The sequence below is a fragment of the Mucilaginibacter sp. dw_454 genome (assembly GCF_018449775.1).
Taxonomy (GTDB): domain Bacteria; phylum Bacteroidota; class Bacteroidia; order Sphingobacteriales; family Sphingobacteriaceae; genus Mucilaginibacter.
The window spans coordinates 131,027-148,984 of sequence record NZ_JAAVVB010000002.1; the positions used below are offsets into that span (position 1 = coordinate 131,027).

Below are 17,958 nucleotides of genomic sequence, written 5' to 3' on the forward strand. Positions count from 1 at the left end.
GAATGTACTGTAACAAGTTAGTTAGTGCCGTTGAAATAAGCCAGCATGGCTTTAGCCTGTTTTAGGTTGACAACCTCCAATAAAGTCTCCTCGTTAGCTTCGCGAATCTTCTTAACCGACTTGAAGTATTTGAGTAGCTTCTCTGCCGTAGTTTTGCCAACGCCTTCAATCAGTTCCAACTCGGTAGCCAGAGTTCCTTTGTCACGCTTTTTACGGTGGAAGGTAATGCCGAAGCGGTGAGCTTCATCGCGCAGGTGCTGAATCACTTTTAGTGTTTCTGATTTCTTATCAAGATATAGCGGGTATTGGTCGCCCGGATAGTATAACTCCTCCAAACGCTTGGCAATGCCGATAACAGTTACCTGCTTATCAATGCCTAACAACCTCAAACTTTTCATCGCTGATGACAGCTGACCCTTGCCTCCATCAATCAAGATCAATTGTGGCAACTCGGTATCTTCATCCAGCAAACGGCGATAACGGCGAAATACGGCTTCCTCCATAGTGGCAAAATCGTTCGGACCTTCAACAGTTTTTACATTAAAGTGCCGATAGTCTTTTTTAAATGGCTTCCCATCCCTAAACACCACAATTGCCGACACAGGGTATTTGCCCTGGAAGTTAGAGTTATCAAAACATTCAATGTGTCGCGGTAACTGGTTCATCCGCAAATCCTTCATCATCTGCGTAAGCAAACGCTCGGTGCGGACTTCCGGATTCAGCTTTTCGTATTGATCAATGCGTTCTTTTTTGAAGAACTGTACGTTCTTTTGCGAAAGGTCTAACAGCTTACGTTTCTCGCCTAACTTCGGGATCGTAAACTTAATATCGGAATCATCCAAATCAGGCTTAAACGGAACGATGACCTCTTTAGACGTACTGTTATAGCGGCTTCTAAACTCCACAATAGCCAGCGTCAGTAACTCCTCATCACTTTCATCCAGCTTCTTTTTTAGCTCGATAGTTTGGGTTTGGATAATGGTACCATTCATCACTTTCAGGAAGTTCACAAAAGCAATTTTTTCTTCTGATGCGATGCTGAACACATCCACATCAGTAATCGACGAGTTAACTACAGTCGACTTACTTTGATAGTTCTCCAGTAAATCAAACTTACGTTTCAGGCGATGTGCCAGTTCGTAGTTCATATTAGAGATGGCATTATCCAACTCGGCTTTCATGTTACGAACCACAGAACTGATCTTACCATTTAAAATATCTTTGATCTCTTCGATACTGTTGTCGTAATCGTCCTCGGTCTGGTAGTTCTGGCAAGGGCCTTTACAGTTGCCCAACTGATACTCCAGACAAACCTTGAATTTGCCGGCATCAATATTTTGCCGGGTAAGTGCCAGGTTGCAAGTACGCAGGGGATAGGTTTCCTTGATCAAACCCAAGATGGCATGCATCATACTTACCGAGGCATAGGGGCCAAGGTATTTTGAACCATCTTTTACTATCCTGCGCGTCCAGAATATGCGGGGGTAATTTTCATTCTTGATAATGATCCAGGGATAGGTCTTATCATCTTTGAGCATTACGTTATAACGCGGCTGATGCTTCTTGATCATGCTGTTTTCCAGCAGCCAGGCATCAACCTCAGTATCAACAATAGTAAAGGTTATTTTGCGAATCTTAGATACCAATACCCGCGTCTTAGCATTTACATTAAGATCTTTAACAAAATAAGAACTCACACGATTACGCAGGTCCTTAGCCTTACCTATATAGATAAGCTCGTTATCCTCATTCCAGTATTGGTAAACGCCTGGATTATGGGGGATATTCTTTAAGGCCGCACGGTAATCGAAATGGTTCATTTGTTCAATGGTTCATTAGTTTTGCGGATTGAATAATCCGCACGCGTCATTGCGAGGATGAACTATCTAGAAACTTAATTTCTTATCAACCTCTGTTGTACCTTTTTGCTGCTGGCTGTATACATCGCAATCCAGTACGGTACTCACGCCTCCTTTTGGCGGTTCAAAGTCTAGATTTTGTTTAATGCCTAAAGACTGATTAGCATATACCTTTTTTAAATAATACCCAAAAATAGGCAGTGCTGAGTTCGAACCTTCGCCCATCATGGTTGTGCGGAAGTGAAAGTCGCGGTTCTCACAGCCCGTCCATACGCCCGTAACTAATTTAGGCGTAATACCAATAAACCAACCGTCTGAGTTGTCGTCTGTAGTACCTGTTTTACCGCCAATAGGGTTAGTAAATCCGCCGTAGCCTTTGCGGTATCTCAACCTGTAACCTGTTGCTCCTTCCATATCCACTACGCTCCGCAGCATGTCGACCATTACGTAAGCATTTTGCTCATTCATGACTTGTTTTACCTTTGGCGTGTAGTTATAAATCTCGTTACCGTTTTTGTCTTCAATGCGTAGCAAATAGGTAGGTTCTGTCCAAATGCCGTGATTTACAAATACGCTATAAGCAGCAGTCATGTCCATTACTGTGGCATCAAATACACCTAAGCAAATACTTGGATATGGTGGTACAGCAGTATGTATGCCCATTTTTTTGATTAGTTCCATCACCGGTGTAGGGGTAACCTCATTCATCATATAGGCAGTAACCCAGTTTTGTGAGTGAGCAAGTGCCGTGCGCAGAGTAATCATGCCCGGGACCGTTTCCAGAGGGGATGATCTGGGCGTCCAGTCTGGTGCCCCCGGACTTTTAATAGTGATAGGGACGTTGTTAACCTGGTAACATGGCGAGTAGCCATTATCAATAGCTACTGCATAAGTAAATGGCTTGGCGGTAGAGCCTACCTGGCGCGCGCCTTGTTTTACCTGGTCATATTTAAAATGCTCGAAGTTAATGCCGCCTACCCAGGCTTTTACATAGCCGGTTGTTGGGTCCATGCTCATTACTGCATTGCGTAATAACATTTTACAATATACTATTGAGTCGATAGGCTTCATTACCATATCTGTATCACCTCGCCAGGTAAACATGTCTAAGGTATCGGGCGTGTAGAAATTATGCACTATATCTTCCTCCGACATTCCTTCGCTCTTCAACTCTTTGTACCTGTCAGACTGGTGCATTCCCTGATCTATTAAGAGTTTATAGTTTTTGATCTTCTCAGAAAGTTTAACGCCTTTCCATTGATTGTTGAATTGAACTTGCAGATCGCGCATATATTCACGTTGCGCTTCCTCTGCATACTCCTGCATGGTTGCGTTAATGGTGGTATAGATCTTTAACCCATCGCGATCTATATCATAAGGTGTGCCGTCTGCTTTGGTAACTGTAGACAAAATCCTTTTTACATCGTCTTTCAAAACAGCACGGAAATATGGAGCCAAGCCATCGGTATGGTTAGTTTGATGATAATCAAGACCCAATGGTTTAGCCTTGTACTCGTTCGCCTGGCCTTCGCTGATAAAGCCTTCATCAGCCATACGCTTTAATACGAAGTTACGGTTAGCAATAGCTCTTGCTGGATGCCTAACCGGCGAGTTACGGGTAGTGGATGTAAGCATCTGGATCAAAACAGCCGCTTGGTCCGGTGTCAAATTAGCGGCTGTAGTATTAAAGTAAGTCTGCGCTGCCGACCCGATACCGAATGTATTGGCACCAAAATCCACCGTATTCAAATACATGGTGATGATCTCTTGCTTGGTGTAATGTTTCTCAATACGTACCGCAACAATCAGTTCGCGTAATTTTTGAACAATACGCCTGATAGGGTTGTGGGCAGGTGGTTCGCTTGAAAATAGATTCTTAGCTAGCTGTTGTGTTATGGTACTACCGCCTTGTTTCTTATTGATCAGGTTATAGGGTATGATCGAGAATGTCCGCCAAAAATCAATGCCCGAGTGGCTATAAAAGTGATTATCTTCTTTAGCTACCAATGCATTAATAGCGTTAGGCGATATCTGGCTATAGGTTACGCTTGAGCGATTTTCGAAATAGTACTTGCCCAGAATTTGTTTATCAGATGATATGATTTCTGATGCCTGGTTGCTTTTAGGGTTTTCCAGATCGCGCAGCGATGGCAACTGGCCAAATACCCCGAGAGCGGTCAATCCGATCATGATGACCACCAGGGCAAAACAGCCTATAAAAAACCTCCAGATGTACCAGTTGTATCTCTTAATATCTTGGGGTGATAATTTTTCAGTCATTATTATTTCAATAAAATTTCTTGATAATATTCAACATAATCATCCAACTTATTTCTGTCGGCTAATTTACCCAGATTTTCTTTGGTAGCGATAAAAAAGCTGTATTGATCTGCAGGTACCTTCATGATTTGCGGCATTAAGGGGATAATTGCCCGTGCATAATCTTTAGCTGCATTCAGGCTTCTGAACCTGCCTACATAGATCAATTGATTGTCGCGTCCCACAAATTTTAGCTGGTGGCTAATGGTATTTGCCTGGAAATTGATACGATTATACTGCCCGATACCAAAACGCGATGAGGACAGATCTGTTGTACCCCTATTTACATTTATTACAAAATAATAATTGGTGCTATCGCGCTCATTAAATACCGTCGATATCTTTTTTGGGGCCGATATGGCAATTGGCGGTTTGCCCGCGACGCTATCTGCAGGCTTATTTATTGCAACAGCGGGAGGCGGCGCTACAGCCGCTATTTCTTCTTTTTTCGACTCAACTTTCGGTTTTTCAGCTGGTTTTTCGGCAGGCTTATCAACAACGGCTACAAACTGACGATTGCGATTAAATACCGCATCTTTCTGATACTGCACAGGCGGCGTAAACAGCGCGCCTGTATCGGCGTTCATAATAGCAACAGGTTGCGCAGCAAGTTCAGTCATGTTGTTATCCACGTATGCCATGTGCTCTTTTACTAACGGTGTTATCAACTGGTCGTTAGGATAAGCTGTGGCAATTTGTTGAAGCTCGGCGCGGAACGGCGTTACCTTTTCCAGGTGACCTGAAGCTATTGTCCGCAGGTAATAGATCTGTGAAGCATATTTATTGGCAGGATATTGATTTAATAAGGTATCGGCACTAATAATTACCTGCGCATAGTTTTTGCTTCTATACAGATTATATATTTTATTATAAGCATCGGTTAACTGTGCGTCTTTATCATTCAATTTTTTGCTGTAATCCGGATCGATGATCACTTTGGCATAAACGGTTTCCGGGTATTCTTTTAAGACGCGGTTTTTGTATTCTGCAGATTTAGCAGCATCAAGATCACTATATAAACGATAAAGACTATAATATATAGGTGCCTTGTTTGGATCATTCGGATATTTGGCCAGCAACAACTCGTAATTTTTGATAGCAGCCTTTTTATCATCCAAAATATCACGATAAAAATCGGCGATGTCTAAATAAGCATTGTAGATTCTGGCGTTTGATTGCTCTACACCCGCCGGAGTAAGCGGCAAATCTGCTAATAGTTTTTGGCGATACTTGCCTGCGGGTATCGTGTTGCCACCCTTGCGCAAGTCGGAAGGCAGTGCATCCGGATCGCTTGTTGCTACAGCGGTTGCCGCGTTAGAGCTATTTATAGCATCATTGGCTTTGGTAGCACGGCGCCAGTTGTCTTCCAGCTTACGGTCGCCCCATTTGCGTTTAAAGTCATTATAACCCTGGCTCACGGCACTTGTATTATAAAAGTAAAAACTGCTGCCGGTAGCCGCTTGCCCGCCAGATTGGGCAGCTGTTTTGCCAAATGGATTATTACGTGATCCAGCCGCTGTAGCGCTACCTGTATTGGCAAGAGCCGTGGCAGCCGCGTTTTGTTGTTGCAATATGTGCGCGCTCACTAACGAGTCGATAGCTTTTGTACGGGTGGCTTCATCCATCCTGGCCAAGCGCTGCAGGGTATCCTCGCGGGCTATAATCTGCAATTTATCTACCAATACCTGCAAGTTGTTAGCCTTTTTTTGGATAGCCTGGTAACCTGGATAGTTTGGCGATAAATTAGTTAAAGTACTATCGTAATATTTTTTTGAGTTGACGTAATCTGCGCGGTCATTAAAGTCAATGTCAGCAATGCGCAGGTAAGCCAGGCCTTTTTGATTTTGATTTTTTAAACTGCTACGGGCCGATAGTTTGTAATATTTTAATGCATTGGGAATGTCTTTATTGCCGGCATAGATCTCGCCTACCTGGAAATAAATCTGATCATTAAAATCAACATTGTTATCATCCTTCAATAAGCTCAATAATAAAGCAATACGATTTAATTTGACGCCATTGCGCATTTCTTGAATACGTATGCGATTAAGATTGGCGTTGAAGGCCATCTCAAAAGATGCATTACTTTTAATAATGCGATTATAGTTTGCCAGCGCGTCATCGTTTTCATGATTAAGTTCCTGCAATTGGCCTAATATAAATGTCCAGCGTAATTTCTCGGCAGTAGTGTTGGCGTAGCCGATAGCCTTTTTAGCAGATATCTCGGCATCCGGATAGTTTTTTGTATTGATGTCGTACTGTAGTGCTGCGGCGTAGATCCCGGCGGGCAGGTGCTTTTTAGGTTCGACATCCAAAAAAGCTGAATCTAAAGTAGATTTAGCCTCCTTTTTGTTATTCAAATAAAGTAATGCACGGATTTTCCAGGCATAAGCTTCTTGAGTTACCGGGATTTCTTTCGGGAAAGAACGGATCACATAACTAAACAGCTCCACCGCGTCAAAATACCTGCCATCTAAATATCCCGCCTTGCCCATTAACAGGTAAGCACTGCCAATATATTTGCTTTGTTCTTTTTCATTAATAATGGTGTTGGCTCTAAATATTACAGCATCCAGATCTTTATCGGGCGAGCCGTTGTGCGCCACGGTATCCTGATAGACACTTAGTATATTAGAATACTGGTCGACATAAGTGCCGGCATAGGTTTCTTGTTTTTGACGCAAAATCTCGTTGGCATTATATATTATATTATAATGTGCCGTTACGTTTTGCATAAAACGGTTAAAACCGGTTTCTTTTTCAAAAGAACAAGCCGCCAATAATAAAATCAGCACCGATCCAAAGAAATTAAATGGCTTATTTATAGTAGATATGTAGAAGCGCCTCAAGTTAAAATGGGAATTATAAAAGCATTGCTAATTTAGTAAACATTATGCAATAGGATTTAATAAATTTGCGGATGCCCAAAACTGAACAGGATAACAAAGATATCGCCACCAATTACTCCAAATATATCGGCGTAGCTTTCCAGATGCTCATCATCATCGGCATATTTACTTTTGCCGGTTATAAAATTGATCAAAGTGCAGGCCATGCTACCAAATGGGTTACGGCATTGTTGTCATTAATCGGTGTATTCATTGCATTATTTATCGTCATCAGATCTTTAAAAAATTGAAAATCGTTACCAAAATATTCCCGTTTTTAATATTTAGCCTATTATTGGCTTTAGGGCCTGTATGTTTAACTTATTCCGGATATAACAATTTATTAATACCGCAGTTCTGGTTATTATTTAGTTTTGTGGGCGGGCTTACCCTTTTAGCGCTGATAGCCGTGCTGGCAGCCCAGTCTATAGACCCTGAAATGTATGCCCAGGCGTTTATGGGTGCTACTGTTTTTAAGTTGCTGGCATGCCTTACTTTTATCCTGGTTTTTGTGCTAAAACACAAGGTTGACAAGCCCGTTTTCATGGCCGATTTTTTCTATTTATATTTCTTAAATACGGGCTTTGAAATATATGTTTTGTTGCGTAACTTGCGCAACCAAAATTTAAAGTAAAAAACTTTATTTAGATGTATAAAAGCTCAATTTTGAAATCAAAAATATTTAGAGGTTTACAGATTTTCTGCGTTTTTTTAACGTTGACAGCGTTTTTAAGCCCGGCATTTGGCCAGGATAAACCCACTCAAGAGGTTGAAAAAGGCGTTGAAAAGAAATTCGAGCCCAGCGAAGTAATCTTAGAGCACATTGCCGATTCGCATTACTTCCATTTAGGTGGCGAGGCTTCTTTTCCGTTGCCTGTGATATTATATACTAACAAAGGTTTAGAAGTTTTTTCTTCATCGCAGCTGGAGCATGGTCATACTGATTATGCAGGTAAATATTATACTTATCGTTTAGTAAATGATAAAGTAAATGTAGTTGGCCCGGCTAATAGCTTAACAGAAAGTGCTTCAGTGTTTAAGGGTAGCCCGGTAGTTGATCTATCTATCACCCGCAACGTGGTAAGTATGTTTATGTCTATTATTGTTTTGCTTATTATTTTCATTGCTGTTGCATCTGCATATAAAAAACGCGAGGGTAAAGCGCCAAAAGGCTTGCAGTCTTTCATGGAGCCAATCATCATTTTTGTAAGAGACGATATTGCCCGCCCTAATATCGGTTACAAATACCAAAGGTTTATGCCTTTGTTGTTAACCGTATTTTTCTTTATCTGGATCAACAACTTAATTGGCCTGGTGCCTTTCTTTCCGGGTGGTTCTAACTTAACCGGTAATATCGCGGTAACTTTAGTGTTGTCTGTTATTACCTTGTTAATGGTAAACCTTAACGGTAACAAACATTACTGGAAACACATCTTTATTCCTGCTGATGTACCGGTTTGGATCTGGCCTTTATGGTGGGTTATCGAGCTGGTGGGTATCATCTCTCGTCCATTTGCATTGATGATCCGTTTGTTTGCCAACATCACCGCAGGTCACATTATCGTATTGAGCTTGATCTCATTAATATTTGTTTTCAAATCATTATACATTGCACCGGTATCAGTAGCCTTCGTAGTATTTATGGATGTGCTGGAATTGCTGGTTGCTGCTTTACAGGCGTTCATCTTTACATTGCTTACAGCCTTGTTTATAGGTACAGCAATTGAAGAAGCTCACCACTAATTAGTAAATAACTATAATACATATATTAACTTTTAAATTTAAAACAATGATTGGAAGTATCGCTGCACTTGGTGCAGGTCTATCAGTAATCGGCGCCGGCATTGGTATCGGTCAAATCGGTGGTAAAGCCGTTGAAGGTATCGCACGTCAGCCAGAAGCTGCTGCAAAGATCCAAACTGCAATGATTATCGCTGCTGCCCTTGTTGAGGGTGCTGCTTTATTCGGTGTGGTGGTATCATTCTTAGGTTTGAAATAATTCAAACGCCTAAGGCACAACATTAACCGTACCTGCAGCGGTTGGCAGCAGGTACGGTTATTTAAATTGAATTTTTATTGATATTATATATATAAATAATGAATCCATTAGTAACCCCGGAAATTGGCCTTATATTTTGGACCACCGTATCGTTTGCTGTATTGTTTTTCTTACTTGCCAAATTTGCGTGGAAGCCAATCATGTCGGCTATCGACGAAAGAGAGCGTAGTATAGAAGATTCATTGCTTAAAGCAGAGGCTGCTAAAGAAGAAATGTCTCGTTTAACCAGCGAGAACGAAGCTTTATTAAAACAAGCCCGTGCCGAGCGTGATGTAATTTTACACGAAGCTAAAAAGGTTAAAGACCAAATTATCAGCGAAGCTAAAGAAGCAGCACATACTGAAGGTGCACGCATGATTGAACTGGCCCGTGTTGAAATTAACAACCAGAAAGCTATTGCTATGGCTGATGTTAAAAATCAGGTGGCATCTTTATCACTGGAGATTGCTGAGAAGGTTTTAAAACAACAATTAGCCGATCAGAATAAGCAAGACGAGTTGGTTAGCCAGCTTTTAAAAGAAGTTAAATTGTAAATTTCGGATTTCGGAATTACGATTTCGGAATTAGAAAACTATATAATTAATTAAACGAGTTCGAAGCTAAGACGTAGGTAAATCCGAAATCGAAAACCCGAATTCCGAAATCAAAATTATGTCAGAATTAACGGTAGCAGCCAGGTACGCCAAAGCAATTATTGACCTTTCTCAGGAGCAAAACGCTCTTGAGGCAGTAAATAATGATATGGCGTTTTTCCTGAGAACCTTAAAGGCAAACTCGCAGTTAGCTGCGGTTTTAAGTAATCCTATTATATCACATCAAAAAAAATTAGCTGTACTTACTGCTTTGTTTGCGGACAAGATGAGTAAAGTAACACTCGAGTTTTTTAAACTGATGATAAACAAAGGCCGCGGCGAAGTTTTGTATACTACCGCTCATGAGTTTGTTAACCAGTACGATGTGATTAAACACATTACACAGGCCACCGTAGTATCTGCTACACTGTTATCAGATGCTAACAAAGCTGCGTTATTGGCTGAGGTTAAAGCTGCAGTAGGTGGCGAGGTAACGTTGGATGCTAAAGTAGACGAGTCATTAATTGGTGGTTTTGTTTTAACCGTTGGCGACAGACAGGTAGATACCAGCATTGCAAGTAACTTAAAGAAATTAAAAAAGAACTTTGCCCAAGGCATTGTTTAACATTTACGTAAAAATCTCAAAATTTAAATAAAACTATGGTAGAGGTAAGACCAGACGAAGTATCGGCCATTTTGCGTCAGCAGCTGGCAGGTTTCAAGTCAGAATCTGAATTAGAAGAAGTGGGTACTGTACTCCAGGTGGGTGACGGCATTGCACGTGTCTATGGTTTAACAAAAGTACAATCAGGCGAGTTGGTTGAGTTTGACAATGGCTTACAAGGCATTGTATTGAACTTAGAAGAAGATAATGTTGGTGTTGTATTATTAGGCCAGTCTGACGAAATTAAAGAAGGTGATACTGTAAAACGTACTAAAAAAATTGCCTCTATTAGAGTAGGTGAAGGTATGCTTGGCCGTGTAGTTGACACTTTAGGTGCTCCAATTGACGGTAAAGGCCCAATCACCGGCGAAACTTACGAAATGCCTTTAGAGCGTAAAGCTCCGGGTGTTATCTATCGCCAGCCGGTTACCGAGCCTTTACAAACCGGTATCAAAGCTATTGACGCGATGATCCCTATTGGCCGCGGACAACGTGAGTTGGTTATCGGTGATCGTCAAACAGGTAAAACTGCGGTTTGTATCGATACCATTATCAACCAAAAAGAATTTTATGATGCCGGCAAACCGGTTATCTGTATATATGTAGCTTGTGGCCAAAAAGCTTCAACCGTTGCCAACATTGTTCGCGCGTTAGAAGAGAAAGGTGCAATGCCTTACTCAATCATCGTAGCTGCTAACGCGTCAGATTCTGCAACCATGCAGTTCTTCGCACCATTTGCAGGTGCTGCAATTGGCGAGTACTTCCGCGATACTGGCCGTCCGGCTTTGATCGTTTATGATGACTTGTCAAAACAAGCAGTTGCTTACCGTGAGGTTTCATTGTTGCTACGTCGTCCACCGGGCCGTGAGGCTTATCCTGGTGACGTGTTTTACCTGCACAGCCGTTTATTAGAGCGTGCCGCTAAAATCAACGCTAATGATGCTATTGCGCAAGCAATGAATGATCTTCCTGAATCTATCAGAGGTATCGTTAAAGGTGGTGGTTCATTAACCGCTTTGCCTATTATCGAGACCCAAGCAGGTGACGTATCAGCATATATCCCAACCAACGTAATTTCAATTACTGATGGTCAGATATTCTTAGAGTCTAACTTGTTTAACGCAGGTGTTCGTCCGGCTATTAACGTAGGTATCTCGGTATCACGTGTAGGTGGTAACGCGCAAATCAAATCAATGAAAAAAGTAGCCGGTACTTTAAAATTAGACCAGGCTCAATACCGCGAGTTAGAGGCTTTCTCTAAATTCGGTTCGGATTTGGACGCTTCTACTAAGAACGTATTAGATAAAGGTGCACGTAACGTAGAGATCTTGAAACAAGGTCAATACTCACCAGTGTCGGTTGAAAAACAAGTTGCTATTATTTATTTAGGTACCAAAAACTTAATGCGCAGCGTACCGGTAAACAGAATTCGCGAGTTTGAAAGCGAGTTTACTACGCAATTAGAGCAACGTCATCCTGAAGTGTTGGCAGCTTTAAAAGCAGGTAAATTTGACGATTCTTTAACCAGCGTGTTAGAGACTGTAGCAAAAGAGTTATCAGCAAACTATAACTAAGATATGAGATGTGAGATATGGTATTGAGATTATCAATACTCATATCTTAAAATAAATTTAGACTGAAGTTTTTGAGGATTGGATAATGAGGCTAGCGCCTCAAATCTCAAATCTCAAATCTCAAATCTCCAAGAATGGCTAATTTAAAAGAAGTAAGAAACAGGATATCGTCGGTATCGTCAACTCAGCAAATTACCAAGGCTATGAAAATGGTTTCGGCTGCTAAGTTAAAACGCGCTACTAACGCTATTGTACAATTACGCCCTTACGCAAATAAGCTGAAAGAATTGTTATCAAACTTGTCGTCAAGTTTAGAAGATGGTTCATCACCTTTCTTGCAGCAGCGCGAACCGGTACGTGTATTGATCGTAGTGGTGTCGTCAAACCGTGGTTTGGCCGGTGCCTTCAACGCCAATGCTATTAAAACCGCTAACAACCTGATCTCTGAGAAATACAGCGAGCAGTTTAAAGCCGGTAACGTATCCATCGTTGCTATTGGTAAAAAAGCGCAGGAGTTTTATGAGCGTCGTAAATACACCGTGATTGGTAACAATACCGAGTTATATAACAACCTTAACTTCGCTAATGCATCTTTGATTACCGAGAGCATTATGCAAGGTTTTCTGAAAGGCCAGTATGATCGTGTGGAGATTGTTTACAATCACTTTAAAAATGCGGCAATGCAGTTTTTATTTACCGAGCAATTACTACCGGTACCAAAAACTGAATTGAAAGAAGACGAGAAAAAAGCAAGCCAGGTTGATTACATATTGGAACCATCGCAAGAGGAAATTGTTGCAGAGCTGATCCCTAAAAACATCAAGATCCAATTGTATCGTGCGGTTTTAGATTCGGTAGCTTCTGAGCATGGTGCACGTATGACAGCAATGGATAAAGCAACAGAAAACGCAGGCGACTTGTTGAAAGCCTTAAAACTTTCATACAACCAGGCACGCCAGGCAGCCATCACCACCGAGCTTACAGAGATTGTAAGCGGCGCGGCAGCGTTGTCAGCACAGTAAAATCCCCCTCCCGGCCTCCCAAAAAGGGGAGGAGCTTGGATATAGAGACGTAACAAGAAAGGCTTCACATTTGTGAAGCTTTTCTTGTTTTACTTACTTTATTATTTAAACCTCCTCCCCTTTGGGGAGGCCGGGAGGGGATCATATTAAATCAAACCCAATATCTTTTCTAAAATAACAGCCATCATAATAGATCCGGCTGGCATCGGCGGTTGCTTGCTGCAATGCATCGAACATATTATCCTGTAATGAGGTAATAGCCAATACTCTGCCGCCGGTTGCTAAAATATCTTCGCCGCTTTGAGTAGTTCCTGCCTGGAACACATGCGATCCGCGTACATTTTCTATACCGGTTATCGCTTTATTCTTTAAATACTCGCCGGGATAACCACCGGCTACACATACTACAGTAGCGGCAACTTTATCAGAAATTTTTAGGTCGACCTTGTGGAGATTGCTTTCGGCTACGCCTAATAATAGGTCAACCAGGTCGGTTTCAATACGTGGGAGTACGCTTTCCGTTTCCGGGTCGCCCATGCGGCAGTTGTATTCTATCATGTAAGGGTCGCCGCCACAATTCATCAGACCGATGAAGATAAAACCTTTATAAGGAATGCCTTCTTGTTTCAATCCGTTAACGGTTGGGATGATCACCCGATCCTCAACCTTTTTAATAAAATCAGCATCAGCAAAAGGTACCGGTGAAACCGAACCCATACCGCCGGTATTTAAACCGGTGTCGCCCTCGCCAATGCGTTTATAATCTTTGGCCGATGGCAGTATTTTATAACTGTCGCCATCAGTCAGCACAAACACAGAAAGCTCAATGCCGCTCAAAAATTGTTCTATAACAACCTTTGCACTTGCTGCGCCAAATTTGGCTTCGGTAAGCATTTCTTTTAATTCTTGTTCAGCCTCTTCAAGACTGGCGCAAATTAATACACCTTTACCGGCTGCCAGGCCATCGGCTTTTAATACGATGGGTAGGCCGATGGTTGGCAGATACGCTAAACCTTCCTGCAAAGTATCGGCAGTGAAGGTTTCTGATGCTGCCGCAGGGATGTTATGGCGATTCATAAATTGCTTAGAAAAATCCTTACTGCCTTCCAATTGCGCGCCTTCGCGCTGCGGACCAATAACCGGAATTTTTTTAAGCTGATCATCCGCCAGGAAAAAATCATGAATACCTCTAACCAATGGTTCCTCGGGGCCAACCAATACAAGGTCGATATCGTTAGTTAAAACACATTGTTTAATACCTTCAAAATCATTTACGCCGATATTTACATTGGTGCCGTACTGGCCGGTGCCCGCATTACCAGGCGCAATAAAAAGATGACTGCATTTGTGGCTTTGCGCTAATTTCCAGGCGAAGGCACTTTCCCTTCCGCCTGAGCCGAGGATCAGGATATTCATGCGGGCAAAGATAGAATTTTTTGATGTGCGGATGTGCAAATATGTAAATGTGCAGATTAATAGAACTGTTAGTAATATATCAACTCAAAACGGAAGATTTAACAGTATTTACATAGCTGTACATCCACATATTTGCACATTAATCTTATCTTTGACTGTCATAATGACTTTAAAAATACAATGGCTTAATTATTGAGTTTGAGCCGTTATATAAAACTAAATATGCTAAATTTTATAAGTAAGCTTTTCGGAAGCAAATCAGAACGAGATGTAAAGGCAATTTTGCCTTTAGTTGAGAAAGTAAAGGCAGAGTTTGCCAAGCTTGACCAGATAACTAACGACGAGCTAAGAGCCAGGACCTTAAACTTTAAGCAGACCATTAAGGAAGGCTTAGCGTCAATAGATGAAGAGATACTGACTATCAAAGCGCAAACCGAGAACAATCCCGATATGGATGTTCACGAAAAGGTTGAGCTTTATACCCAGTTAGATAAATTACAAAAAGACAGAGATAAAGAACTGGAAGTTATCTTGTTAGATCTTTTGCCTGAAGCCTTTGCGGTAGTAAAAGAAACTGCCCGCAGGTTTACCAATAACCCAACCATCGAAGTTACAGCTACCGATTTTGACCGCGAACTTGCTGCTAAAAAGAGCAATGTCTTGATCAAAGGCGATAAAGCTATTCACCATAATACCTGGGATGCTGCCGGTACACCGGTTACCTGGAACATGGTTCATTACGATGTTCAGTTAATTGGTGGTATAGTTTTGCACCAGGGCAAAATCTCTGAGATGGCAACTGGTGAAGGTAAAACCCTGGTTGCTACGCTTCCTGCTTATTTAAATGCCATAGCCGGACAAGGTGTACATATTGTAACCGTGAATGACTACCTGGCGCGTCGTGACTCTGAATGGATGGGCCCGCTGTATGAATTCCACGGCTTATCTGTTGATTGTATCGATAAACATGAGCCAAATGGCGAAGAACGTCGCTCTGCTTATTTAGCTGATATTACTTTTGGTACCAACAACGAGTTTGGTTTTGACTATCTGCGTGACAATATGACACGTAGCCCGGAAGAGCTAGTGCAACGCAAACTACACTTTGCCATGGTGGATGAGGTTGACTCGGTTTTAATTGATGATGCCCGTACACCTTTGATCATTTCAGGCCCGGTACCTCGCGGCGATGAGCATGAGTTTTACGAGTTGAAACCGCGTATCGAGCGTTTGGTTAACGCACAGAAAGCTTACATCAACACCATATTAAACGAAGCGAAAAAAGCTTTAGCCGAGGGCAAAACTGGTCCTGATGAAGGCGGTATGTCGTTATTACGTGCTTACCGTGGTTTACCAAAAAGCAAGGCCCTGATCAAATTTTTGAGCGAAGGTGCCAACAAGCAAACTTTGTTAAAATCTGAGAACTATTACATGCAAGATCAGAACAAAGAAATGCATAAGGTTGATGCCGAGCTTTTCTTTGTGATTGACGAAAAGCAAAATTCGGTTGAGCTGGCAGAAAAAGGTATTGAGTTAATCACCGCATCGGGCGAAGATCCTCACTTCTTTGTGATGCCAGACGTAGGTTCGCAAATTGCTGAGATTGAAAAATCTGATTTGACCGACGAAGAAAAGATCGCCAGAAAAGATGAATTGATGCGCGACTTCTCTATCAAGTCTGAGCGTATTCACTCTGTTAATCAATTGTTAAAGGCTTACACCTTATTCGAAAAAGATACCGAGTATATCATCGACGAAGGTAAAGTTAAGATCGTTGACGAGCAGACCGGCCGTGTTTTGGATGGTCGCCGCTACTCTGACGGACTACACCAGGCTATTGAGGCTAAAGAGAATGTGAAAGTAGAAGATGCTTCGCAAACATTTGCAACCATCACGCTGCAAAACTATTTCAGAATGTACCACAAGCTTTGCGGTATGACGGGTACTGCGGTTACAGAAGCAGGTGAGTTCTGGGAAATATATAAACTGGACGTGGTAGAAATACCAACCAATACGCCAACCAGTCGTAAAGACATGGAGGATTTGGTATACCGTACCGTTCGCGAAAAATACAATGCTGTTGCCGATGAGATTGTTAAACTTACCCAAGCCGGTCGTCCGGTGCTGGTTGGTACAACTTCGGTAGAGATCTCAGAATTACTGAGCCGTATGTTGAAGCTGCGCGGCATTAAACATAACGTATTGAACGCTAAATTACACCAAAAAGAGGCGGACATTGTTGCTGAAGCAGGTACAACCGGTACGGTAACGATTGCGACTAACATGGCGGGTCGTGGTACGGATATTAAATTAGGTGCAGGTGTTAAAGAGGTTGGTGGTTTGGCCATTGTAGGTACCGAGCGCCATGAGTCGCGCCGTGTTGACAGACAATTGCGCGGTCGTGCAGGTCGTCAGGGCGACCCGGGTTCATCTCAGTTCTTCGTATCGTTAGAGGATAACCTGATGCGTTTATTCGGGTCAGAGCGTATCTCAAACCTGATGGTGCGTATGGGTATTGAAGAAGGCGAAGTGATTCAGCATTCTATGATCTCAAATTCTATTGAACGTGCTCAGAAGAAAGTAGAAGAAAATAACTTCGGTACCCGTAAGCGTTTGCTGGAGTATGACGACGTTATGAACTCGCAACGTACTGTGGTTTATACTAAACGTAAAAATGCGTTATTCGGTGAGCGTTTAGACGTGGATTTGAACAATACCATTTTTGATGTTGTTGAAGATGTAGTAACTGAATATAAAGACATCAACAACTTTGAAGGTTTCCGTTTGGAAATCATCCGTTTGTTCTCTGTCGATGTAGAAATTACGCATGATGAATTTGTGTCTACTTCATTAAACCCACTGGTTGATAAGACATTTGCTGAGGTAACGGAGTTTTACAAACGTAAATCAGAAGCAATTGCCCAGCAGGCATTTCCTGTAATACAAGACGTTTATAATACGCGTGGTAATGTTATCGAGAGCATAGTTGTTCCATTTACTGACGGTTTACGTGGTTTACAAGTAACTGTCCCGTTGAAAAAGGCAGTTGAGAATAACGGTATAGAGGTAATTAAATCTTTCGAGAAAAACGTCACCCTTGCTTTAATTGACGATGCCTGGAAAGAGCATTTACGCGAAATGGACGAGTTAAAGCAATCGGTACAAAATGCCGTTTACGAGCAGAAAGACCCGCTATTGGTTTACAAGTTCGAAGCATTTAACCTGTTCCGTGCTATGTTAGCTACCGTGAATAAAGAGATTGTTAGCTTCTTATTCAGAGGTGGCATTGCGGTACAGCAGTCTGCCGGCGATGTACAGGAGGCCAAACCCCAGCCAAAAACAGATATGCGTAAAATGCGCACCTCGAAACCAGAATTAGTTGGCGACGGTGGCAGCGGTTTACCTGAATTTGCAGATACCCGCGAACAACAAAAAGCTACGCCGATACGCGTTGAACAAAAAATAGGTAGAAATGACCCTTGCCCTTGCGGTAGCGGTAAAAAATACAAAAGCTGCCATGGCATAGGCCAGGCGTAAACGCTTATTTGTCATTGCGAGCGAGGAACGAGCGTGGCAATCGCGAAC

The 17,958-nt window shown here is 42.1% G+C and carries 13 protein-coding genes; 9 read left to right on the forward strand and 4 right to left on the reverse strand.

From position 1 onward, the window contains the following. Positions 1 to 17: 17 nt before the first annotated feature. The 3 genes from uvrC to HB679_RS07770 form a co-directional block, all read right to left on the reverse strand. The gene (gene uvrC, locus HB679_RS07760) at positions 18 to 1,820 is read right to left on the reverse strand and encodes an excinuclease ABC subunit UvrC (protein ID WP_214071395.1); all 1,803 of its coding nucleotides are present in this window, start codon (positions 1,818 to 1,820) and stop codon (positions 18 to 20) included. 66 nt (positions 1,821 to 1,886) lie between these two features. Continuing rightward, positions 1,887 to 4,139, reverse strand: a complete 2,253-nt coding sequence (locus tag HB679_RS07765) for a transglycosylase domain-containing protein (RefSeq protein WP_214071396.1) — start codon at positions 4,137 to 4,139, stop codon at positions 1,887 to 1,889. A 2-nt stretch (positions 4,140 to 4,141) separates the two neighbouring features. After that, positions 4,142 to 7,027: a hypothetical protein gene (locus tag HB679_RS07770; protein WP_214071397.1), complete on the reverse strand. Its 2,886-nt coding sequence runs from the start codon at positions 7,025 to 7,027 to the stop codon at positions 4,142 to 4,144. Positions 7,028 to 7,098: 71 nt separating this feature from the next. Here HB679_RS07770 and HB679_RS07775 point away from each other — a divergent pair, with 71 nt between their 5' ends. From HB679_RS07775 to atpG, 8 genes are all read left to right on the forward strand, one after another. Then, complete coding sequence (locus HB679_RS07775; protein ID WP_214071398.1) at positions 7,099 to 7,317, forward strand: AtpZ/AtpI family protein; 219 nt, start codon at positions 7,099 to 7,101, stop codon at positions 7,315 to 7,317. Further along, positions 7,314 to 7,700 carry a hypothetical protein gene (locus HB679_RS07780; protein ID WP_214071399.1) on the forward strand — a complete coding sequence of 129 codons (387 nt, stop codon included), beginning with the start codon at positions 7,314 to 7,316 and terminating at the stop codon, positions 7,698 to 7,700. The genes HB679_RS07775 and HB679_RS07780 overlap by 4 nt, the downstream gene beginning before the upstream one ends. Positions 7,701 to 7,714: 14 nt before the next feature. After that, a complete protein-coding gene (gene atpB, locus HB679_RS07785) occupies positions 7,715 to 8,809 on the forward strand; it encodes a F0F1 ATP synthase subunit A (RefSeq protein WP_214071400.1) in 1,095 nt (364 codons plus the stop codon). 46 nt (positions 8,810 to 8,855) lie between these two features. After that, positions 8,856 to 9,065, forward strand: coding sequence for an ATP synthase F0 subunit C (gene atpE, locus HB679_RS07790; protein ID WP_214071401.1), 210 nt, complete (start codon positions 8,856 to 8,858; stop codon positions 9,063 to 9,065). A gap of 98 nt (positions 9,066 to 9,163) precedes the next feature. Next, on the forward strand, positions 9,164 to 9,658 hold the full coding sequence (locus HB679_RS07795) for a F0F1 ATP synthase subunit B (RefSeq protein ID WP_214071402.1): 495 nt from the start codon (positions 9,164 to 9,166) through the stop codon (positions 9,656 to 9,658). A 118-nt stretch (positions 9,659 to 9,776) separates the two neighbouring features. After that, the gene (gene atpH, locus HB679_RS07800) at positions 9,777 to 10,322 is read left to right on the forward strand and encodes an ATP synthase F1 subunit delta (protein WP_214071403.1); all 546 of its coding nucleotides are present in this window, start codon (positions 9,777 to 9,779) and stop codon (positions 10,320 to 10,322) included. A gap of 35 nt (positions 10,323 to 10,357) precedes the next feature. Continuing rightward, positions 10,358 to 11,935 carry a F0F1 ATP synthase subunit alpha gene (gene atpA, locus HB679_RS07805; RefSeq protein WP_214071404.1) on the forward strand — a complete coding sequence of 526 codons (1,578 nt, stop codon included), beginning with the start codon at positions 10,358 to 10,360 and terminating at the stop codon, positions 11,933 to 11,935. A gap of 134 nt (positions 11,936 to 12,069) precedes the next feature. Continuing rightward, on the forward strand, positions 12,070 to 12,957 hold the full coding sequence (gene atpG, locus HB679_RS07810; RefSeq protein ID WP_214071405.1) for an ATP synthase F1 subunit gamma: 888 nt from the start codon (positions 12,070 to 12,072) through the stop codon (positions 12,955 to 12,957). Positions 12,958 to 13,098: 141 nt separating this feature from the next. Here the strand turns inward: atpG and purD are convergent, their stop codons facing one another. Then, on the reverse strand, positions 13,099 to 14,373 hold the full coding sequence (gene purD, locus HB679_RS07815; RefSeq protein WP_214071406.1) for a phosphoribosylamine--glycine ligase: 1,275 nt from the start codon (positions 14,371 to 14,373) through the stop codon (positions 13,099 to 13,101). Between the two features lie 222 nt (positions 14,374 to 14,595). On the opposite strand from purD, the gene secA reads away from it, so the two are divergent. Continuing rightward, the gene (gene secA / locus HB679_RS07820; RefSeq protein ID WP_214071407.1) at positions 14,596 to 17,910 is read left to right on the forward strand and encodes a preprotein translocase subunit SecA; all 3,315 of its coding nucleotides are present in this window, start codon (positions 14,596 to 14,598) and stop codon (positions 17,908 to 17,910) included. The last annotated feature ends 48 nt before the right edge of the window (positions 17,911 to 17,958 follow it).